Origin of the sequence: Streptomyces sp. NPDC006208, from assembly GCF_040613775.1 — a bacterium.
Taxonomy (GTDB): Bacteria; Actinomycetota; Actinomycetes; order Streptomycetales; family Streptomycetaceae; genus Streptomyces.
This window is the reverse complement of record NZ_JBEXSW010000010.1, coordinates 39653-59605: the sequence shown is the minus strand read 5'-3', so window position 1 is coordinate 59605 and position 19953 is coordinate 39653. Positions and strand designations below refer to the sequence as shown.

Annotated in this window: 20 protein-coding genes and 1 pseudogene; 15 read left to right on the top strand and 6 right to left on the bottom strand. The window is 72.0% G+C overall.

Annotated features, from left to right (window positions below; translation table 11 throughout):
- The first annotated feature begins 303 nt into the window (after positions 1-303).
- From ABZ208_RS10260 to ABZ208_RS10250, 3 genes are read left to right on the top strand one after another with little or no spacing between them, the layout of a single operon-like run.
- Positions 304-471 (top strand): hypothetical protein, encoded by a 168-nt coding sequence (locus ABZ208_RS10260; RefSeq protein ID WP_356909074.1) that lies wholly within the window; start codon positions 304-306, stop codon positions 469-471.
- A complete protein-coding gene (locus ABZ208_RS10255; protein WP_356909073.1) occupies positions 468-1262 on the top strand; it encodes a TetR/AcrR family transcriptional regulator in 795 nt (264 codons plus the stop codon). Before ABZ208_RS10260 ends, ABZ208_RS10255 begins: the two co-directional genes overlap by 4 nt.
- Complete coding sequence (locus ABZ208_RS10250) at positions 1262-2149, top strand: alpha/beta hydrolase (protein WP_356909072.1); 888 nt, start codon at positions 1262-1264, stop codon at positions 2147-2149. Before ABZ208_RS10255 ends, ABZ208_RS10250 begins: the two co-directional genes overlap by 1 nt.
- 283 nt (positions 2150-2432) lie before the next feature.
- On the opposite strand, the gene ABZ208_RS10245 is transcribed toward ABZ208_RS10250, so the two are convergent.
- A complete protein-coding gene (locus ABZ208_RS10245) occupies positions 2433-2852 on the bottom strand; it encodes an SDR family oxidoreductase (protein WP_356909071.1) in 420 nt (139 codons plus the stop codon).
- 105 nt (positions 2853-2957) lie between these two features.
- Here ABZ208_RS10245 and ABZ208_RS10240 point away from each other — a divergent pair, with 105 nt between their 5' ends.
- Positions 2958-3713, top strand: a complete 756-nt coding sequence (locus ABZ208_RS10240) for a DUF429 domain-containing protein (RefSeq protein WP_356909070.1) — start codon at positions 2958-2960, stop codon at positions 3711-3713.
- Positions 3714-3743: 30 nt separating this feature from the next.
- Here the strand turns inward: ABZ208_RS10240 and ABZ208_RS10235 are convergent, their stop codons facing one another.
- On the bottom strand, positions 3744-4547 hold the full coding sequence (locus ABZ208_RS10235; RefSeq protein WP_356909068.1) for a CbtA family protein: 804 nt from the start codon (positions 4545-4547) through the stop codon (positions 3744-3746).
- A 13-nt stretch (positions 4548-4560) separates the two neighbouring features.
- The gene (locus ABZ208_RS10230) at positions 4561-4788 is read right to left on the bottom strand and encodes a CbtB-domain containing protein (RefSeq protein WP_328396470.1); all 228 of its coding nucleotides are present in this window, start codon (positions 4786-4788) and stop codon (positions 4561-4563) included.
- 311 nt (positions 4789-5099) lie between these two features.
- Between ABZ208_RS10230 and ABZ208_RS10225 the strand changes: the two genes are divergently transcribed.
- Positions 5100-5672 carry a histidine phosphatase family protein gene (locus ABZ208_RS10225; RefSeq protein WP_356909067.1) on the top strand — a complete coding sequence of 191 codons (573 nt, stop codon included), beginning with the start codon at positions 5100-5102 and terminating at the stop codon, positions 5670-5672.
- Here ABZ208_RS10225 and ABZ208_RS10220 read toward each other — a convergent pair.
- Complete coding sequence (locus ABZ208_RS10220) at positions 5608-6540, bottom strand: DUF2867 domain-containing protein (RefSeq protein ID WP_356909066.1); 933 nt, start codon at positions 6538-6540, stop codon at positions 5608-5610. The genes ABZ208_RS10225 and ABZ208_RS10220 overlap by 65 nt on opposite strands.
- A 45-nt stretch (positions 6541-6585) precedes the next feature.
- Here ABZ208_RS10220 and ABZ208_RS10215 point away from each other — a divergent pair, with 45 nt between their 5' ends.
- On the top strand, positions 6586-7194 hold the full coding sequence (locus ABZ208_RS10215; protein WP_356909065.1) for a TetR/AcrR family transcriptional regulator: 609 nt from the start codon (positions 6586-6588) through the stop codon (positions 7192-7194).
- A gap of 284 nt (positions 7195-7478) precedes the next feature.
- On the opposite strand, the gene ABZ208_RS10210 is transcribed toward ABZ208_RS10215, so the two are convergent.
- Positions 7479-8522 (bottom strand): Ku protein, encoded by a 1044-nt coding sequence (locus ABZ208_RS10210; RefSeq protein WP_356909064.1) that lies wholly within the window; start codon positions 8520-8522, stop codon positions 7479-7481.
- Between the two features lie 41 nt (positions 8523-8563).
- On the opposite strand from ABZ208_RS10210, the gene ligD reads away from it, so the two are divergent.
- The 3 genes from ligD (at position 8564) to ABZ208_RS10195 (ending at position 10930) form a co-directional block, all read left to right on the top strand.
- On the top strand, positions 8564-9439 hold the full coding sequence (gene ligD / locus ABZ208_RS10205) for a non-homologous end-joining DNA ligase (protein ID WP_356909063.1): 876 nt from the start codon (positions 8564-8566) through the stop codon (positions 9437-9439).
- Positions 9436-10422, top strand: a complete 987-nt coding sequence (locus ABZ208_RS10200; protein WP_356909062.1) for an ATP-dependent DNA ligase — start codon at positions 9436-9438, stop codon at positions 10420-10422. Before ligD ends, ABZ208_RS10200 begins: the two co-directional genes overlap by 4 nt.
- A gap of 76 nt (positions 10423-10498) precedes the next feature.
- Positions 10499-10930, top strand: a complete 432-nt coding sequence (locus tag ABZ208_RS10195; protein WP_356909061.1) for a DUF4440 domain-containing protein — start codon at positions 10499-10501, stop codon at positions 10928-10930.
- An 18-nt stretch (positions 10931-10948) separates the two neighbouring features.
- Here ABZ208_RS10195 and ABZ208_RS10190 read toward each other — a convergent pair.
- Positions 10949-11741: pseudogene (locus tag ABZ208_RS10190) on the bottom strand (NERD domain-containing protein); the annotation flags it as partial.
- Positions 11742-11969: 228 nt separating this feature from the next.
- Here ABZ208_RS10190 and ABZ208_RS10185 point away from each other — a divergent pair.
- From ABZ208_RS10185 to ABZ208_RS10160, 6 genes are all read left to right on the top strand, one after another.
- Positions 11970-14510: a hypothetical protein gene (locus ABZ208_RS10185; protein WP_356909060.1), complete on the top strand. Its 2541-nt coding sequence runs from the start codon at positions 11970-11972 to the stop codon at positions 14508-14510.
- Positions 14507-14800, top strand: coding sequence for a zinc-ribbon domain-containing protein (locus ABZ208_RS10180; protein WP_356909059.1), 294 nt, complete (start codon positions 14507-14509; stop codon positions 14798-14800). Before ABZ208_RS10185 ends, ABZ208_RS10180 begins: the two co-directional genes overlap by 4 nt.
- Before the next feature lie 128 nt (positions 14801-14928).
- The gene (locus tag ABZ208_RS10175; protein ID WP_356909167.1) at positions 14929-15714 is read left to right on the top strand and encodes a hypothetical protein; all 786 of its coding nucleotides are present in this window, start codon (positions 14929-14931) and stop codon (positions 15712-15714) included.
- The gene (locus tag ABZ208_RS10170) at positions 15711-17033 is read left to right on the top strand and encodes a HAMP domain-containing sensor histidine kinase (RefSeq protein WP_356909058.1); all 1323 of its coding nucleotides are present in this window, start codon (positions 15711-15713) and stop codon (positions 17031-17033) included. Before ABZ208_RS10175 ends, ABZ208_RS10170 begins: the two co-directional genes overlap by 4 nt.
- 15 nt (positions 17034-17048) lie before the next feature.
- A complete protein-coding gene (locus tag ABZ208_RS10165; protein ID WP_356909057.1) occupies positions 17049-18431 on the top strand; it encodes an FtsW/RodA/SpoVE family cell cycle protein in 1383 nt (460 codons plus the stop codon).
- Entirely contained in the window at positions 18428-19894 is a 1467-nt protein-coding gene (locus ABZ208_RS10160; protein ID WP_356909056.1) for a penicillin-binding transpeptidase domain-containing protein, read from the top strand. The genes ABZ208_RS10165 and ABZ208_RS10160 overlap by 4 nt, the downstream gene beginning before the upstream one ends.
- Positions 19895-19953: the final 59 nt, after the last annotated feature.

Below are 19953 nucleotides of genomic sequence, written 5' to 3'. Positions count from 1 at the left end.
CGTCGGTCGTGGCTGCGGCGGCTGTGGCCTGGTGCTGTCGCCGCCAGTCGGACCGGTGCAGCGGCCTGGCTGCGGACAGGGCGAGGGCGAGCAGGACGCGGTGGCTGTCGCTGCCGATGCGGATCCAATCCCGATCGGGGTGGCGCGGGCCCCTTCGCACCGCTGCCGGCGCTCCGGTGGTGCCAGGGCTCTGCAACCAGATCCGGGTGCATGGTTGTGATGCGTCCGGTGGACGCTTAATATGCGTCCACCGGACGCATAGATGCCCGTTGTGCAGGCGCCCACGGTAGGAGGACCCCTGACGTGACCGACACCGCACATGCCTTCCTCCCAGCGCAGGAAGACCACGCGCTGGTCAGTCCGGAGACCGCCCGCTGCACGCGGGAGCAGACCGGGTTGCCGGTCACGGGGTTCTCCTTCCAGCCGCTGTGGGACGACATGGTCCGCACCGACTTCGATCTGTCCGCATGACCGGCCCGCAGGAGTGGGCGCAGACAGGGCCCGAGGCCGTGGCGGCCGGAGTTGAGGTCACGCCGGAGGGCCCCGCGGTGAACGGTGGCCAGGGTCCCGCGATCGGCTCGGCCGCCTGGTGGGAGCAGCGCTACGAAGCCCGGGCCCGTCAGCGGCCCCGGCCCGGCGGGCTGACCCTCGGCGCGATCATGGACGTCGCGTTGGCGATCGCCGACGGCAACGGCCTCGATGCGCTGACGATGCGTGCGGTGGCCGACCGGATGAACGTCAGGCACACCTCCCTGTACCGGCATGTGGCCAGCCGCGACGAACTGCTCGTGGAGCTGGTCGATCACATGCTGGGCGAGGTCCGCCTCCCCGGGCCCGGACCGGACTGGCGCGCCCGCACCGAGGCCGGCGCCCGGGAGTACCGGCGTGTACTGAGTGCGCACCACGCCTTGGTCCCCCAGATGACCCGGGGTCAGCTCCTCGGCCCGAACGCCCTGCGCGCCCGCGAGCACGGCCTGCGGTTGCTCACGGATGGGGGGTGGCCGCCCGAGCAGGCGGTGCGGATCTACCTCACCATCACGCACTTCGTGGTCGGGGCCGTGCTCCTGGACAGCGGTGGCGCGGCGCGCACGGCCGAACAGCGGTCGGCGATGGCCGGTCTGTTCGCCTCGCTTCCAGCCGGACGGTTTCCGCTGGTCACCGCCCATTCCGCCCTCCTCGGCGGACCGGACGGCGACGACGAGTTCGAATTCGGCCTGCGGTGTCTCCTGGACGGCATCGCACGCCTGAAGGGGGATGGCTAGTGCCTGGTTCCGCCCTGCCCACCGGCAGGCAGTGGTTCGCCGGCGGCACACGGGTCGCCGTTCGCGGACGTGCGGGTGCCCATACGCTTTTCGTCCGGCAGGACGGGCCGGCCGACGGCGCTCCGGTGACGCTCGTGCACGGATTCCCCACCTCGTCCCACGACTGGTCGCCGCTCGTGCCCGGGCTGGCGAGGCTGGGATTCCGGGTCACCACGTTCGACCTCCTCGGTTTCGGTTACAGCGACAAGCCGCGCAGGCACCGCTATTCGCTGCTGGAGCAGGCCGATCTGGTGGAGGACCTCTGGCGCCGGCTGGGCATCGGTGACACCGCGCTGGTCGCCCACGACTACGGGGTGAGCGTGGCCCAGGAGCTGCTCGCGCGGACCCCCCGCCGGATCACCCGGACGGCCTGGCTCAACGGGGGCCTGTACGCCGACCTGCACAGGCCGATCCGCATCCAGCGGCTGCTCCACGGACCGATGGGACCGTTGCTCGCCCACGCGATCAGCGAACGCGGCTTCCGCGCCTCGATGCGCCGGATCCTGGGCAGACCGGTCACGGACCGCGCGCTGCACGAGATGTGGGAGGGCATCGCCCTCGACCGAGGGCGGCTGCTGGCCCCGCAGTTGCTGCGCTACATCGATGAGCGGCGCGTGCACCAGGCCCGATGGGTCTCGGCCCTGGAGGGCTACGGGGGCCCGGCCCTCTTCGTATGGGGCCCTGCCGATCCGATCAGTGGTGCTCATGTCCTCGCCCGTATCCGGGAACGCATGCCGCACGCGGTCGTGGCCGAACTCGGTGGACCGCCCGCCGTCGGCCACTACCCCCAGATCGAGGCCCCGGAGGAGGTCGGTCCCCTCCTCGGTGCGTTCCTCGCCGGATCCTGAGCCTGATGGGCGGGCGGACCGGCGTCGTCCAGGCCCGGCGGGGCGCGTTGACATGTCATGAAGGCAACAGCGGCAAGGACGTTCGAGGTTGCGGCTGCACCGAGGGGCCTGTACAACCACTGACCGCGCTGAGCCGGACCCGGGTTTCACCGGGTCCGGCTCAGCGGCATGGGTCAGGCGTTGGGGCGCTTGCCGTGGTTCGCGCGCTTCTTCTTGCGGGCGCGGCGCTTGTTGCCTCGCTTCGACATGGGCACATCTCCCTCAATCGGGACTTTTCGTCAGTCTAGGGGCGGGCTGCGGGGTCCGCATCAGCGGTGCGGGACGGTACGCGCGTGCCGGTGTCGCCGGTCGCGTGCCGGTGCCATGCGGTCCGCAGCGGGGACCCGGACGCTCCCTCACCACGGGATGCGGCGGCGATCGCGGAAGAACCCACCCGTGGGACCGTCTCCGGCAGCAGCGCCGGCCGGCCGATCGTGTCCGCGCCCCGCTCGACGGTGGTGGGTGCCCACTCGCCGCCCATGTCGGTGCGCACCCAGCCCGGGCAGACCGCGTCGACCTTCACCGATGACGGGGTCGCGGCCGCGACAACCAGGGTGAGGGCATTGAGGGCGGCCTTCGCGATGCCGTAGGCGGCCGGGGAGGGAGTCGACTCGATCGGCCGCCCCGCCGGACGGGCCGAGGGCGGCGACCCGGGTCCGGACAACCGGATGGACGCCGGGTCGGCGCAGTGGCCCGGGATCCGGCGCGAGCGGGCGGTCGGCAGCCGGGTCCGGGACGAGTCCGGCAGGCGTCTGCCACGATGAGCCGCATGCGTACTGTCGGCATCGATCTCTCCGCCAGTCCCGACAACACGGCCGCCTCGGTGGTGACCTGGGGCTCCGCCCATGCCGTCGTGGAGCCGCCCCGGGCACGGTGCCGGGATGCCGAGATCGTCGGTCTGCTCGCCGGACTCGGGGCGGACGACCGTGCCGCCGTGGACACACCCTTCGGGTGGCCCGTCGGCTTCGTGCAGGCCGTTGCCGCGCATGCCGCGCATCAGCCATGGCCGGGGCGTGGGCTGGACAGCACCGTGCACCGCCTGTCGTCGCTGCGGTTCCGGCGTACGGACCAGCTCGTGTGGGACGCCCTCAAGCCGGGACAGCCGCCACTGTCCGCTCCCTTCGACCGGATCGGGGCCATGGTCGCGCGGTGGGCGCACATCGAGGACGAACTCGCCGTCCGGGGGCGGGCGGTGGACCGGGCCGGGACGGGCGACATCTGCGAGGTGTATCCGCGAGCGACCCGGCAGAACTGGCGGCTGGGCAGGGTGCGTTCCGTGGCGGAGCTGGTGCATGCCGCTCCGTGGCTCCGCTGCGACGGCGAGGTGCGGGCGGCGTACGAGAGCAGCGAGCACGCCTTCGACGCGCTGGTCTGTGCGCTCACCGCGCGTGCAGTGGCCCAGGGGTTGACACGGCCGCCCGTGGGGGCGGACCTGGAGATGGCGCGCATCGAGGGCTGGATTCATGTGCCCGTCGTCGGCAGCCTGCCGCGGCTGCTGGGACATGAACGCGCCCCCACCGCGTAAGTCGCGGCAGGGGCGCGGGGGTCGAGCGTCTCAGGCCGGGGTCGGTGCACCCTCCGCGGCCGCGGGGACCGTGGTCTCGCGCGGCGTGAGCAGACGTTGCGCCAGGAAGCCGAAGGCGACGCCGAACACCGTCCACAGCACCGCCTGGACCGCCAGCGATGCCAGGCGGAACTCCCACAGCACTGCCGCCGGGAAGCCCTTCGCCACCGCGTCCTCGTTCGAGGGCAGGAAGACGAACGCGATCGTCACCGCGGCGATGAAGCCCGCGCCGGCGACCAGAGTTGCGTTCCAGTTGCCCAGGCGCGGCGCCAGGCGGCGGCCCGCGATGGTGGCCGCGATGCCGAGCAGCACGCTGAGCAGGATCATCAGGAAGAACAGCGTGGTGCGCTTGCCGATGGTGTCCGGGTTGCCGACAGCCGGCGGGGTGGCCGGGTACTTCAGGAACGGCACCAGGAAGACCGTGGTGAACGCGGCCGCCGCGGTGATGGCCGCAGTCGCGCGCGGGGTGAAGCGGCCCAGGCGGCCGAGCAGGAAGCAGAACGCCAGCGACGCGATGCCGCCCAGCGCAACGCCGTAGACGAGGACGCCGGTGCCGAGGCCTGCGGTCGACTGCACCGCGCGGCTGACCAGTTCCTCTTCCTCCTCGGCCTCGGCCGCGGCTCCGCCGTGTCCGGCGTGGGCCGCTTCCTCTGCCGCCGCGGCCTCTTCGACCGCGATCGAGGCGTCCACCTGGGGCTCGCCCAGGCTGTAGGCGACGGCGAAGGCGAAGAGCGCGGCTATCAGGCCCGCGAGCATGCCACGGACCAGTAGATTTCTGACAGTTGAGGCGTACACGTACTCAAGCCTCTCAGTGGCAGGGGAAGCCGAGCAGGTGACGCCCGTCGTGCACCCATTCGTGCACGTCGGCGCCGGCGAAGACGGAGGTGGCGCCCTGTTCGGCACCCACGAAGTACAGGGCGACGAGGGCGAGGAGGCCGATGAACACCGCCCAGGGCAGTACCGCCCGCACGGGGAGAGAGGTCAGTTCGGGTACGGCAGGGGTGGAAACGGCGCCTGAGACGACAGCCTCGGCCATGGCGGAACCTCCTTGGGGAACACGCGTCCCATACGGTGGTGCGCGACGACGGTCCGCGGGTCTGACTCGCCGCCGCGGACGCGCCCGTGCAAGGGCTTCCGCTGCGGCACTACAGTGGCGCGACCGTGCCGGACTCTCACCGGGCTTCCGTCTCGCCGTCGTCGTGATGATTGAAATTGTCGCGGTGACCGTACCGCGACGCTTACATCTGGCCAAGGGGCTGAGGCGTGAATCACTCGCTTCCGCCCCCGTGCGCCTCCTGTACGCCCCCTGCTTGCTGTTGAGTAGGGTGCCCGGATGCGAGCACGCCGATGACCGTACGAGTCACCCTCATCTCGCCCGCGATGAGCGTGGCGCTACGGGACGCCCGGTTCGACGACGGCCTGCCGCTGGATCCCGCCGGGATCGCGAGTCTGGAGCGGACCGAGCGCATGAGCGGGCGTGCGTACGTGTCGGACTCGGCACGCTGCCGCGCAACCGCAAAGGGCCTTGGGCTGGACGCCGAAGCTCTGCCCGCGCTCGCGGGCTGCGCCATGGGACGCTGGCGAGGGCTGCAGCTGGACGAGGTCGCGGCCGCCGATCAGGCCGCCGTCACCTCCTGGCTGACCGACCCCGGTTCCGCACCCCATGGCGGGGAGTCGCTGCGGGACCTGCGGATCCGGGTCGGCGCCTGGCTCGACGCGTCGGCCGACCGCGACGGCGGTGGCCTCGTCTGTGTGGTCGAACCCGACGTCGTACGTGCCGCGTTCGTCCACGCCCTGGCCGCGCCCGACAACGCCTTCTGGCGGCTGGACGTCCGGCCGCTCACCGCGACCGGACTCAGTGGCCGGGCAGGGCGCTGGAACGTTCAGGCCGGGCGGCCGCTCGTCGCGCCAGGCGGGTAGGAGCGGGCGGGGCCTCGTACGCCAGTCGGCGACGGGTACGGCTGAGCATCATGCGGGCCATCGCGGGGTGGAAGAGGCGTACGACCCCGAAGTACAGCCTGCCGCGCAGGTTGTGGGTCCTGACCACCGTCGTCAGGGTGACCGTGTCCTCGTCCTCGTCCACAAGGAGCGAGGCGCGGAAGTCCAGATGGGACGCGTCCTCGCCGAGCAGGATCTCGTGCGGGGCGGTCGCCCGCACCGGGAAGGGCAGAACCGCGCGCCAGGCCGCGGGGTCGCGGGGCATCCCGGGGTCCAGCGGCAGTTGCCAGGAATCGGTGAAGTCGGGGTCTTCGCAGGCTTGTCGGGCCAGGACAGCGCCCTCGGGAAAGCCGGCCGCGGACGGGCGTTCCCAGACCGCGCGGCGCATGAGGCGCGCCCAACGGGTCCAGCGGGTGGGGTGCGGCGCCTGGTCGGGGGTCGCCGCGCGGACGACGTTGTCGAGGAGTTCCTCGACCATCGTGTCGTGCAGGGGCCGGATCACCAGTGACCACAACAGGCTGTCCTTCAGGCCCTGTTGCTGCTCGAGGACATGGCGGACCCGGCAGCGTGAGGCACCGAGCGGCTCGATGCCGAAGGAGTGGTGGCCGGTGCCCGGCGGGGTGAAGTCGAAGCGGATGCTGCGGCCGGGTTCGTAGGCCCCGACCGAGTAGCGGACGAAGCCGTGGCCGCCGTCCGCACCGACGGCGAGAGGGCGGTCGAAGCGGATCGGGGGCCAGACCGGGGTCGGGCTGATCGGGTCGTCCTGCGAGCCGAGGTGGTCGAGCAGGGCGCCCACCACTGCGGCGGGGGCTTCGACGACGCGCTCGTGGACATTGCGTACCGTGCGCATTCCGCACCTCCATACGGTGGCGTATGTTCAACCGTACGGTAGCGTATGGGCATGGTGCAACCGAAGGCCCCAGGGCGGCAGAAGAGCCGGGAACGCAAGCGGCTCACCGCCGGCGACTGGGCAGACGCGGCGCTCGCCGCCATGGCGGAGCGCGGGCTCGCCGCCGTCGCCGTGGAGCCCCTCGCCGCCCGGCTCGGCACCACCAAGGGCAGCTTCTACTGGCATTTCGCCAACCGGGAGGCGCTGATCGAGGCCGCATTGCTCCGCTGGGAGGAGCTCTGCACCGAGGAGATCATCACGGCGCTGGAGGCCGAGCCGGACCCCGAGACGCGGCTGCGCATGCTCTTCCACGAGGCGACCGCGTCGGCCGCCGACGATCCGCTCGAGGTGTCCCTGCTCGCCACTGCGGCGCACCCTCAAGTCGCTGCCACACTACGGCGGGTGACGGAGCGTCGGGTCCGGTACGTGGCACAGCTCTTCGAGGAGCTCGGCTTCCCGCCCGAGGCGGCGCGCCAGCGGGGGCTGCTGGCGTACACGAGCTATCTCGGACACACCCAGCTCACGCACGCGGTGCCGCAGACGCTGCCGGCGGGGGCGGAGCGCGACGCATACCTGGAGTCGATGATGGACACGCTGCTGCGCCGCGACGCGTAAGAGGGCGGCCGGTCCGGGGGCGTGCGAGTCGGGCGGGGCGACCGCTCCGGGCCCGGGCGTGTGCGGCGGGCGGCGCAGGGCAGTGCCTGTCGGGCGGCGCTGCGGGCGGGGGCCGCTGCGCGGAGCTCCTCCCCCACTCCGCCCCCTACGGCCTGGCGGCCGTGGGAGGTACCCGAGATCGTGGGCCGGTGCCCCCACACCCCCTCGTGCGGCAGCTTCGCGCCACCGCCCAGCCCTTCGCGCGGGCGGCTTCACGGCGGCCCGGACCCCCGCCCGGGCACCGGTCATGCCGAGCGGCGCTTGCGCGGGGTCGCCTTCTTCGCCGTGGACTTGGCGGTCGTGGACTTGGCGGTCGACTTGGCCGCGGTCTTCGCGCCCGCCGTCTTCTTCGCCGCGGTCTTCTTCGCCGTCTTCGCCGTGGACTTGGTCGCCGCCGTCTTCTTCGCCGCCGTCTTCTTCGCGGTCGTGGCCGTCGACTTCTTCGCTTCCGGCGCCTTCGGGGCGGACCGGCCCTTGAGCTGCGTGACCTTCGCGACGTCGCCCTCTTCGCCGCGCGCCTCCTTCGCCGCGCGCACACTGCTCTCCAGTGCGGCCATCAGGTCGATCACCTTGCCACGGCCCTCCTCGGGAGGAGCCTCCGGCACCGTGACGCCGCCCTCGACCTTCGCGGCGATCATCTCCTCGACCGCTTCGCGGTAGTCGTCGTGCAGCGAGTCGAGTTCCACCTCGCCGAGGGTGGCCATCAAGGCGTCGGCCAGGTCGAGTTCGGCCTCGCGCACGGTGACCTCGGTCTGCGGCGCCACGCCCTCCGGTTCGCGGATCTCGTCCGGCCACAGCAGGCCGTGCATGGCGATCACATCGTCGACGACGCGCAGCATGCCGAGCCGCTCGCGCCCCCGGAGGGCGAATTTGGCGATGGCGACCTTCTGGCTGCGCTTGAGGGCCTCCCGCAGCAGGGTGTACGGCTTGGCGGCCGGGACCCCGTTGGCGGAGAGGTAGTACGCGGTGTCGATCTGGAGCGGGTCGATCTCCGATGCGGGGACGAAGGCGACGATCTCGATCGTCTTCGCCGTCGGCAGCGGCAGTGTGGCGAGGTCCTCGTCCGTGATCGGGATCAGGGTGCCGTCGGCATCCTCGTAGGCCTTGCCGATCTCCGCGGCACCGACCTCCTTCTCCTCCAGCTCGCAGACCTTGCGGTAGCGGATCCGGCCTCCGTCGGCCGAGTGGATCTGGCGGAAGGAGACGGAGCGGCTCTCGGTGGCGTTGACGAGCTTGATCGGGATGCTGACCAGACCGAAGGAGATCGCGCCGTTCCAAATGGATCGCACGTTCCATCCCTTTCATCCGCTTTTCATGGGATTCTCATCCTATGACGCCGATCACGGAGGTGGAGGGGCGGCGCCTGGCGCTCACCAATCTGGAGAAGGTGATCCACCCCGCCACGGGCACCACGAAGGGCGAGATCGTGCACTACTACGCCACCGCGGCGGAGGCGATCCTCCCTCATCTGCACCATCGCCCGCTGTCGTTCCTGCGGTACCCGGACGGCCCCGACGGGCAGCTGTTCTTCACCAAGAACCCGCCACCGGGAACCCCCGACTGGGTGGACACGGCCCTGGTGCCGCGTTCGGAGGATGTGAACGCCCACCAGGTCGTCGTACAGGATCTGCCGTCCCTGATCTGGGCGGCCAATCTGGTGGTGGAGTTCCATACGCCGCAGTGGCGGTCCGACGCGCCGGCCGTCGCCGACCGTATGGTCTTCGACCTCGACCCCGGCCCGCCCGCAGGCGTCGCCCAGTGCTGCGAGGTGGCGCTGTGGCTGCGCGAGCGGCTGGCGGCCGACGGCCTGGAGGCATATGTGAAGACCTCGGGCTCCAAGGGTCTGCATCTGCTCGTGCCGCTGGCGCCCACGCCCTCCCGGAAGGTCTCGGAGTACGCGAAGGCCCTGGCGGTCGAGGGCGAGGCGGCGCTGCCGAAGCTGGTGCTGCACCGGATGGCCAGGGCGCTGCGGCCCGGGAAGGTGTTCGTCGACCACAGCCAGAACGCCGCAGCGAAGACGACCGCTGCCCCCTACACCCTGCGCGCCCGCCCCGAGCCGACCGTGTCCGCACCGGTGACCTGGCAGGAGGTCGAGTCGGGCAGGGAGCTCTCCTTCCTGATGGGCGACATCGCACCGCGCCTCCAGGACTACGGGGACCTGCTCGATCCGCTCATCGATCCCGACCGGGCCGGGCACCTGCCATGAGCGCGCCCCGGCCGCCGCTGAAGGTCGCGCTCGCCGAGTCCGTGAGCGTGCTGCCGCGCGGAGCGGGGCTGGCGTACGAGCCGAAGTTCGACGGCCACCGTGTGGTGGTCTTCCGGATCGGCGGGGAGGTGCTGCTGCAGGCGCGCTCGGGCCGGATCATCACGGCCGCGTTCCCCGATCTCGCCGACGCCGCACGGCAGTTGCCGGACGGCACGGTGCTCGACGGGGAGGTGGTGGTGTGGCGGGACGGGCGTACGGACTTCGCGGCGGTGCAGAAGCGGGCGTCCGCCACACCCGGGCGGGCGCCGGGTCTCGCACGCCGGATGCCCGCCTCGTACGCCGCTTTCGATCTGCTGGCCGAGGCCGAGAAGGATCTGCGGGCGCTCGCGTACGAGAAGCGGCGCGAGCGGCTGGTCGCGCTGACCGCCGCGCTCGGGCCGCCTCTGCAGCCGGTGCCCATGACGCTGGACGCCGCGGAGGCGGCCACCTGGTTCGAGACGCTGCCCGCGTTGGGCATCGAGGGGCTGGTGGTCAAACGGCTGGATGGGACGTACCGCGGCGGCGTACGCGCCTGGCGGAAGCTGCGGCACACCCATACGCGTGATGCCGTGGTCGTCGGCTTCACGGGCAGGGCGACGCGGCCTGCCGCGCTGGTGCTCGTACTGCCCGACGACGACACACCGGTGGTGTCGAGCGTGCTGACGCCGGGCGTGCGCGCGCAGGCGGCAGCGGCGCTGGCCGGGCGGGCGACCGGCCGGCACGGTACGGCGATCGCGACCGGGGTGGGCGAGGTCGCGTACGAGTGTGTGGAGCCCGGGCCGACGGCCGAGGTGGAGCTGGGTACGACGCGGCACACGGTCACCACGGTGCTCAGGCTGCGACTGACCGGCGACCTCGACGCCGGCGATGACCATGACGATGACTCCGGTGACGACGACGTCGGCGGTGGCATCGATGACGACGGGACAATTAATCAAATTTGATTAGCCTGCCTCGTCCGGGGTATCTTCACGACGACTGGCAAGTAGTCAAGTTTGATGAGACGAGCGAGGAGACAGTGTGACGTTTCTGCCCGACACCGGATACACGCCGACCGCCGAGGAACTGACGAGCATCCAGGAGTGGTTCGCCTCCTACGACGCACACAGCGCCAAGCGTGACGTCGAGCGCATGGCGGATCTGGCCGTCTTCCCGCTCAACCTCGTCAGCGACGACTCGGCGGGCAACGGAGCATCGGCCCAGTGGGACCGGGAACAGTTCGTGGCGACCATGACCCAGGTGATGGGCGGCGGCAGCGACGACATCACCTTCGAGTCGACCCGGACGCCGGTCTTCCTCTCCTCCGCCATGGCCGTGGTGTTCACCGACTCGACCATGACCATGGACGGACACACCCAGCACCTGCGGTACGCCGACATCCTGATCCGGCGGGACGGGAAGTGGGCGTTCCAGACCATGCTGCAGAGCGGCTGGGGCGACAACCTCCGCTGACCGCCGACGCGTTCGGCCCCGCAACCAGGTCCGGCGGTCGCGGGCCGTCGCGTAGAGGCCGTCGATGTCCGCGGGCCCCGACACGCCGCCGAGCCGGGCGAGTGCGGGCACCTCCCCGTCCCGCAGGATCCGGACGTCCTGCGGCGGTACGGGCCGGATCTCCAGGCGCTCGGCGCCGACCACCGCCAGCACCGGCAGCACCGCCACGGCGAGCGCGTGCGCGGCGCGTTCGGCCCGGCGGCGGGCCAGGCGCAGACACGGGCTCGGCACAGCACGACCGGTCCTGACCTGCGGGTCGGCGATCAGGACCCGTTGCCGGGAGGCCGCGAGGGCGTGAACGGCGAACACCCCGCCGGGGCCCATCGCCAGGTGATCGATGTGGTCGGCGCCCGGCGCGTGGCACTGCGTGCACCACGCGCCGGCCGATCGCCTCCAGCCGGTCCAGCTCGCCGCCCAGCCGTTGCTGTGCGGCGAGTCGGGCGCGTCGCGGATCCGCCCGCAGCCGCCGTACGCCCGGCCCGCGGTGGCGGGTGCCGGGCCGGCCCACACCGGCCCCGGGGAGCGGGTCGCGGCTCGGCGTGCAGGGCCTCGCCGGGACGGTTGGGGCGAGGTCGTCGCCCGGATGGAGGGCCAGGCGCGCAAGGTGGGCGGCGGTCGGCACAGGCGGCGGTCCGAGGGTGACGTCGCCGGTCACAAAGGGTGCCAGGGCCGCCGGCACCTCGTCCCCGCACCCCTCGACGACCAGACTGACGCGACCGCTCGCCGGGTCGTACCAGGCGAGCGTGCGGCCGCTCGGGAGGGTGACGTACAGCCGGTCCCGGCCCGGCTCTCACGCGGGAGTCACCCGCAGTCCCTGCATGCCGCCACCCCCTGCACACGGTCCTTCGACCATGGGACCAGCCCCTGGCACCGGGGGCAACGGACCGGGAACCGAAGGACGCAGAGCGCCGTTGGCTGTAACCCCTCGTTACCGGACACGATGTCGGGGCGTTGGTGCACACTCTCCCCAGAAACCAAGGCTGTTGGGAGGGGGACGAGCGTGTTCGGGGGGATCGACGAGGTCGACTGGGCCTCATTGGAACATGCCTACGGCCCGGCCGACGACGTGCCGGCGCTGCTGCGCGGGCTCGCGTCCGCGGACCCCGAGGAGCGCGAGGCCGCGCTCGACCAGATGTACGGGGCGGTGCACCACCAGGGAGACGTGTACGACTCCACACTCGCCTGCATCCCGTTCCTGCTGGAACTTGTCACCGATCCGGCGGTGCAGGACCGCGGGGCCGTCATCGAGCTGCTGACCAGCATCGGCGGCATCGATCTGGACGGTGACGACGAACTCGACCCGGACGACGAGGAGTTCGAGAACGCCGCGAACTACGCGATGGCGGCGTCGGCGGTGACCGCGGGCGCGGATGTGTTCATCGAGGTCGCCGGGGCCGACGAGCGCGGGGTCCGCCTCGCCGCGCCGCTCGCGCTCGCCAGTCTGCACAGCGATCCGGTGCGGGTGCTGCGGCTGCTTCGGGAACGGCTCACGGTCGAGCCCGACGCCGAGGTGCGCTTCGCGTACGTCGAGGCCGCCGGACGCATCGCGCTGCGGCACAAGTGTCTGACGCCCGAGGTCGTGCAGTGGCTGACCGGACTGACCGCGACGGCGTACGGCCCCGGGCTGCGGCTCGCCGCGCTCGCCCAGCTGGCGCGGTGCGCGCCGGGCGCGCTGCCGGTCAATCTCGTCAGCGCGGTCACGGCACTGTTGCGCCAGCTGCGGGCGGACCCGGTGCCGCCCGCTCCCGGGGAGACCGCCGCCGGGCCGACCGCGCTGCCCACGCCGACGGGGCAGCTGCGGGGGAGCCGCGAGGCGGAGCCGGCCGGCCGCGGCGCGCCCTGGGCGGCGGACCTGCTGCGTACGCTCCACTGCGGTCTCGGGGATCGCGTGGACGACCGGATCGCCCTGCTGGCCGACCAGTTGTGCAGCCCGGACTGGGGCCAGCGGCTCGATGCCGTACGGATGAGCAGCGCCCTGCTGCGGACCTGGCGGGGCGCTTTCGATGAGCTGGTGACGCTGATCGGCGAGCAGCTCGCCGACCCCGAACCGCGGCTCGCCGGTGCGGCCGCCTGTGCGCTGGAGGAGCTGTTCGGTCTGGCGGAGCCCGCCGCCGACGCACTGGCGGAGCGGGTGGCCGCCGATCCGGGCGCGTGGGTGCGGGAGTGGCCCGGCGGCCCGCCCACCCTCGGCAGCGCGGTCACCGCGCTGGCCAGGACCGGGGACGCACGCGTGGTGCCGGTCCTGGCGCGGATCCTGGAGCGCGCCGAACTGCCGCGGGACCTCGGGGATGTGCTCGGCCACCTGGGAGCGGCCGGCGCGGTGCTCGCGCCGGCGCTGTGCGACAGGCTCGCCCGTCTGGAGCTCGACGGCCGGCTGTTCGAGCGGGCGCAGCCGCTGCTGCACGGGCTGTCGGCGCTGCGGGCCGCCACATCGTTACCCAAGGCTGCGCCGGAGGTCGTGGCAGCTGTGCTGCGACTGCTGCGAGGGGCGCCGAGCGTGCGGCGGGAGCGGGTCATCGAGTCGGCGCTGCGGACGCTGACGGCGTTCGGGCCGGACGCGGCGGAGGCGCTGCCCGAACTGCGGGGGTATGTGCGCCATGCGGGTCATCTGCCGGGGCCCCGCTCCAGGATCGTCAGCCCCGGATCCGGGTTCGGCGCCGGTTCCGGTTCCTGGCCGGGGGTTGGTTCCCGGTTCGGGGCCCTGTTCGACCCGGGGTTCGGTCCGGGGACGGGATTCGGCCCCGCGGCAGGGGCGGGGGCCGGGTTCGGGAGCGAACCGGGCTCCGGGTTCGGGGCGGGATCCGGCTTGGGAACGGGGTCGGGATCCGGCCCGGACATCGGCGCGGGATTCGCGGCAGGGGGCGACGGCGCCGGGAACGAGCCGTACGACGTGGACAGCAGACCCGGCTCCGCCGGGCACGGATTCGGGCGTCCCGGAGGTGCGCGGCCTCCCGGCAGCGGGTCCGGTCGGGGACAGGGGCAGCGCTTCACTCCGGGTGTCGACGCCGATTTCTCGCCGTTCTCGCCCGTCTTCACGCCCGCACTCACCGCCCGGACCGCGGCGGCCCTGTGGGCCATTCAGGGCGAGGCCGACGAGGTGCTCCCGGTACTGCGCACGGTGCTGGCCTCGGGCGACGAGGAGGCCAGGCGCTCGGCCGCCGGCGTCGCCGGGTCGCTGGGCGCGGCGGGTGCCTCTGCGGCGCCGCTGCTGCGCAGGCTGCTGCGGTCGGAACAGCCGGTGACCCGGGTGGAGGCGGCGGTGGCGCTGTGGCGGGTGACCGGGGACCCGGGGCAGTCCTGGCCGGTGCTGCGCTCGGCCTGGAAGGAGCTGCCGCACAGCCGGGTAGCCACTGCGAAGTGCCTCGCGGAGCTGACAATGGAGGGGCCGGCCGGAGCACAGCGGCTGGTGGTCGGCGAGCTGCTGTCCGTACGGCGCCACAACGCGATGGACACCGGATCGGGCAGCCATGACATCTTTACCGACGAGACGCTGCTGGACCTGTGCCGGCAGGCGGTGAACAGAGAGGGACCGACGGCGTGATCATCTTCGGCACCAAGGGCTACCTGTACCAGCTCGCGATACTGACGCTGGTGTGCGGCCACTGCGGCAATCCGTCCGCGCACACGCTCAGGAAGCGCGTCACCAAGTTCACGCTGTTCTTCGTGCCGCTGTTCCCGATCTCGACGAAGTACCTGACTCAGTGCACCTTCTGCGGTGCGGAGCAGAAGATCACCGCGGAGCAGGCGCAGCAGCTCCAGGTCCAGAACGCGGGCGGTCAGTCGTACAGCCAGGTGCAGCAGCCGGGACATCAGCAGCCGTACCAGCGGTGACCCGGACAGCTTCCGCCGCACGGCACGGGGGACACCTGCGCGAATAAGGTGGACGGGACGAACACCCTCGCACCATCGGGCCATGGCCCGCCGCAAGGAGAACCTTGAGCTCGACCACGCACCGCCTGATGTGCGCGGCGCTGCTGACGGCGGCCGCGGCCGGCGCACTGGCCGGCTGCGGCGACGAGGGTGGGCTCAAGAGCGCGGGCGCGACCCCGACAGCGATCGGACCGGTGCGGCTCTGGCCCGGACTGCCGCCGGTCACCGCGCCTCCGTTCGACTACGGCGAGAGCGACACCGAGTCCATCCCCGGCATCACGGTGCCGGACGGCGGCGTCCGTGCGCTCGATCCCGTCACCGTCGTCCGGAAGGACGCCGCCGCTCACCCGGACCAGCTCACCGGTCCGGTCAAGATCTACGAGAAGACCGTCGAACAGCTCGGGCAGTGCCGGCAGAAGCCGGCTGCGTGCCCGGTACTCCAGCCGTACTACCGCGATCTGACCGGCGACGGCCAGGACGAGCTGATCGTCGGCCTGCGCATGCCGGAGCAGCAGACGGCGGTGCGCTGCTACATGCCTGACAGAGGCGGCCTGACCCGGATCATGGCCACGTCCGACCAGCTGGTCAGCGTGGAGCTGGCGGGACGTGATGTGATCATGCGGTCGGTCTCGGCCGGGATCCCCGGGTACGAGTACCGGACCGCCTGGTCCTGGGACGAGCGGCAGCGGGCCATGCTGCCCACGCGCGACGAGATCGTGCGGGTGGCCACTCGGCGCACACCCGCACCGGACACCGCGCCGCCGGGGCCTTCCGGCTCCCCCGCGGCCCACGGCCCGGCTGCGGTGTACGACCCCGGTGCCGCGCCCGTCCCGCGGGCGGGAGCGGGCGGCGGGTCGGCGGGCGGTACGCCGTGAGGCGACCCCCGTGGCTCCGGCTGCCGCGCTGGACCGCGACACTCACCTGGAAGGCCGCGGTCTTCATCGCCGTGATGTGCTGTGCCCTCGCGGCCCTCCTCGGTGCCCTGGTGCATGTGTCGGTGACCCGTCAGACCGTGGAGCAGGCACGGGAGAAGGCGCTGGAGCAGCTCGACGAGGTGACCCGGGCCTACGAGGCGGGCGATCCCGTGCCCCCGCACGCGGGCCTCGATCCGCGGGGCCTGCCCGCATCGCTGCGCGAGCTCGCCGCGGCCGGCCGGCGCGGCACGATGGTCACCCGGTTCGACGGCCGCCCCACCATGTGGGCTGCCGGGCCCGCGGACGGGCGGGCGATTTCCGTACGCGTCGACTACAGCCTCGCTGCGAACACCATCAGCAATCTCGACCGGGCGATCCTTGGTTCCTCGGCACTCGCCATCGGCCTGACGCTGCTGGTAGGCGTCGTCGCGGTCACCCGGGTCACGCGCCGTCTGCATCTGACCGCCCAGGTCGCGCGGCGGATCAGCGCCGGCGATCTGGACGCCCGCGTCAACGACCCGCGTACCAAGGACCCCTCACGCCCGCAGGACGAGGTGGCCACGGTCTCCGCCGCCCTGGACACCATGGCCTCGACCCTTCAGGGCAAGCTGCTGAGCGAGCAGCGGTTCACCGCCGACGTTGCGCATGAGCTGCGTACTCCGCTGACCGGCCTGAGCGCGGCCGCCGAACTGCTGCCGGAGGGGCGCCCTGCGGAGCTCGTACGCGACCGGGTGCGGACGATGCGGTCGCTGACCGAGGATCTGCTGGAGATCTCCCGGCTGGACGCCGGCAGCGAGAGAGTCGATCTGGCGGTGCACGAGCTGCCGGAGCTGGCAGAGCGAGTGGTGCGGGCCTCCGGGACGGACACCGAGGTCCGGGTGGTGCGCGCCGCCAGTGTCGAGACCGACCGGCGGCGGCTGGAGCGGGTGCTCGGCAATCTCGTGTCCAATGCGCACCGGCACGGGCGACGGCCGGTGGAGCTGGTCGTGGACGGCCCGGTGGTGACGGTCCGTGACCATGGTGCGGGCTATCCGGACTATCTGGTGGAGCACGGGCCGCAGCGGTTCCGGACCGAGGGCGGCAGCAAGGGGCACGGTCTCGGACTGACCATCGCCGTGGGGCAGTCGGCGGTCATCGGGGCGGAACTGCGGTTCCTGAACGATCCGGAGGGCGGCGCCGTTGCCCGGGTCACGCTGCCGGAGTACGTACTGTTCACGGGATTCGATGAGATGCCAGACGGCAATCGGGGGTGCGATTCGTCCGATTCGCAGGCAGATTGAGCTACTTTGCGTGGCATGACCGCACCCACGGCGGACACTCCCCCGCCCGAGCCATGCCTCACCAGGCGCCGGGGCGTCGAACTCTCGCTCCTGGTCTGCGCCGTCCTCATCTCCGTGTACGGCTACATCGGCGTCGGTCTCGCACGCAGCGGGGCCGTGCCACCCGACGCCGTGGCCTACGGTGCCGGCCTGGGGGTCCTCGCACTCCTCGCCCATCTCGCCGTACGCTTCCGCGCCCCCTACGCCGACCCGCTGCTGCTGCCCATCGCGGTGCTGCTCAACGGCATCGGCCTGGTGCTGATCTACCGGCTCGACCTGGAGACTCCCGGCGTCCGGGCCGCGCCGACCCAGCTGGTGTGGTCGGCGCTCGGGGTCGCGCTGTTCACCGCGGCCGTGATCGCCCTGAGCGACCACCGGGTGCTGCAGCGGTACGCGTATGTCTCGGTCACCGCCGCCCTGGCCCTGCTGACCATGCCGATCTTCTTCCCGGCCGTGAACGGCGCGAAGATCTGGATCCGCGTCGGCGGACTGTCCTTCCAGCCGGGCGAGTTCGCGAAGATCCTGCTCGCGGTCTTCTTCGCCGCGTATCTGGCCGCCAACAGCAACGCGCTCGCCTGCACGGGCCGCAGAATCATCAGCAGGCTCCAGCTGCCCACCGGCCGCGTACTCGGTCCCGTGCTGGCGGTCTGGGCGGTCAGCGTGGGCGTGCTGGTGGTGGAGCGGGACCTCGGCTCGTCGCTGCTCTTCTTCGGACTGTTCGTCATCATGCTGTACGTCGCGACCGGCCGGACCGGCTGGATCGCCGTCGGACTGGTGCTCGCCGCGGCGGGGGCATTCGCCGTCGGCTCCCTCGAGCCCCATGTCCACGGCCGGGTCGAGGACTGGCTGCACCCCTTCGCGACCATCGAGGCGGGACAGGGGCCCAACCAGCTCGCCCAGTCGCTGTTCGCGTTCGCCTCCGGCGGCATGCTCGGCACCGGACTGGGTCGTGGGCACTCGGTCCTGATCGGCTTCGCCGCCAAATCCGACTTCATCCTCGCCACCGCGGGTGAAGAACTGGGTCTGGTGGGTCTGATGGCCATCGTCCTGCTGTACGCGCTGCTGGTGGAGCGCGGCTACCGGGCGGGGCTCGCCCTGCGTGACCCGTTCGGGCGGCTGCTCGCCGTCGGCCTGGCCTCGATCGTCGCGATTCAGGTCTTCGTCATCGCCGGCGGGGTGACGGGCCTGATCCCGCTCACCGGCATGGCGATGCCGTTCCTCGCCCAGGGCGGTTCGTCCGTCGTCACCAACTGGGTCATCGTCGCACTGCTGATCAAGGTCAGCGACTCGGCCCGCACGCCCGAGCGCGCACCGGTCGAGCCGGGTGTCGTCGCCGAATCCATGGAGGCCGGACGGTGATCCGCTGCATCCGGCACGCCGCGGTGTTCTGTCTGCTGCTGCTCGTCGCCCTGCTGGTCAATGCCGCGCGGGTGCAGATCATCCAGTCCGACCGCCTCGACAGCAACCCCGCCAACCGGCGCCTCGCCATTGCCCGTTACGCCGAACCGCGCGGCAACATCCTGGTGGACGGGAAGCCGGTCACCGGATCTCGGGACAGCGGGCAGCAACTGCGCTACGAGCGCACCTATGTCCACGGCCCGATGTACGCGCCGGTCACCGGGTACGCCTCACAGACCTACGGCACCAGCATGGTCGAAGATGCCGAGGACGACACCCTCGCCGGTACCAGCGACCTGCTCGCACCGCTGCCGCTGCTGCACGACCTGACCCGCTTCCGGCCGCATGCCGGCCATGTGGTCACCACCATCAGGGCCTCCATGCAGAAGGCGGCGTACGACGGGCTCGGCGGCCGGCGGGGCGCGGTCGCGGCGATCGAGCCGGGCACGGGCCGGATCCTGGCGCTGGTGAGCAGCCCGTCGTACGACCCCGGGGTGCTGTCGGGCACCGGGGAAGAGGTCACGGGCGCCTGGGAGCGGTTGAACCGGCTCATGAGTCAGCCGATGCTCAACCGGGCGATCCGGCAGACGTATCCGCCGGGCTCGACGTTCAAGATCGTGACAGCCGCCGCGGCACTGGACGCGGGAGTCGTCGACCATGTGGACACGCCGACCGGTGCGCCCGATCCGTACATCCTGCCCGGCACGCGCACCAGGCTCCCCAACGAGGCGGACCGTTGCCGCGACGCCTCGCTCGCGTACGCGATCCAGTGGTCGTGCAACACGGTGATGGCGCATCTCGGGGTGAAGATCGGACTGGCCGGGATGCTGAAGGCGGTCGGCGGGTTCGGCTTCAACGACCGGACCCTGAGGATTCCGTCGCCGGTGTCCCCGTCGAACTTCGACACGGACATGAGCGACGACCAGCTGGCGCTGTCGTCGATCGGGCAGTTCGACACGACGGCGACGCCGCTGCAGATGGCGATGGTGTCCGCGGCGGTCGCGGGCGGCGGGCATCTCAAGTACCCCTATCTGGTGGAACGGGTGACGAGGTCGGACGGCGACACGATCGCCCACTACGGCCGGCGGCCGTACCGGCAGGCGATGTACCCGGCGACCGCGCACCAGCTGCAGCGGCTGATGGTGCGGGTCGTCGAGGAGGGCACCGGCAGCAACGCCGCGATCAAGGGCGCCACGGTGGGCGGCAAGACCGGCACGGCCCAGCACGGCGTGGGCAACTCCGGTACGCCGTACGCCTGGTTCATCTCATGGGCGCAGGCGCACGGGGCGCCGCAGGCGGCGGTCGCGGTGGCGGTGGTCGTCGAGGACACCTCCGTGAACCGTGCGGACATCAGCGGGGGCGGCAGCGCGGCGCCGATCGCACGCGCGGTCATGGAGGCGGCGCTGCGGACCTCCAGGAGCTAGGGCCCGTTTCGGAAACCGGGGGGGAGCGTCGGTTCCGGAGGGAGGCGTTCGTCGTAGGG

Excerpts from the sequence above, each read along its gene's own strand:
- ABZ208_RS10240 (WP_356909070.1), top strand. The coding sequence starts at position 2,958 with ATGCGTACTGTCGGCATCGATCTCTCCGCCAGTCCCGACAACACGGCC.
- ABZ208_RS10165 (WP_356909057.1), top strand. The coding sequence starts at position 17,049 with ATGACCGCACCCACGGCGGACACTCCCCCGCCCGAGCCATGCCTCACC.
- ABZ208_RS10225 (WP_356909067.1), top strand. The coding sequence starts at position 5,100 with ATGACCGTACGAGTCACCCTCATCTCGCCCGCGATGAGCGTGGCGCTA.
- ABZ208_RS10230 (WP_328396470.1), bottom strand. The coding sequence starts at position 4,788 with ATGGCCGAGGCTGTCGTCTCAGGCGCCGTTTCCACCCCTGCCGTACCC.
- ligD (WP_356909063.1), top strand. The coding sequence starts at position 8,564 with ATGACGCCGATCACGGAGGTGGAGGGGCGGCGCCTGGCGCTCACCAAT.
- ABZ208_RS10215 (WP_356909065.1), top strand. The coding sequence starts at position 6,586 with ATGGGCATGGTGCAACCGAAGGCCCCAGGGCGGCAGAAGAGCCGGGAA.
- ABZ208_RS10200 (WP_356909062.1), top strand. The coding sequence starts at position 9,436 with ATGAGCGCGCCCCGGCCGCCGCTGAAGGTCGCGCTCGCCGAGTCCGTG.
- ABZ208_RS10220 (WP_356909066.1), bottom strand. The coding sequence starts at position 6,540 with ATGCGCACGGTACGCAATGTCCACGAGCGCGTCGTCGAAGCCCCCGCC.
- ABZ208_RS10255 (WP_356909073.1), top strand. The coding sequence starts at position 468 with ATGACCGGCCCGCAGGAGTGGGCGCAGACAGGGCCCGAGGCCGTGGCG.
- ABZ208_RS10175 (WP_356909167.1), top strand. The coding sequence starts at position 14,929 with ATGTGCGCGGCGCTGCTGACGGCGGCCGCGGCCGGCGCACTGGCCGGC.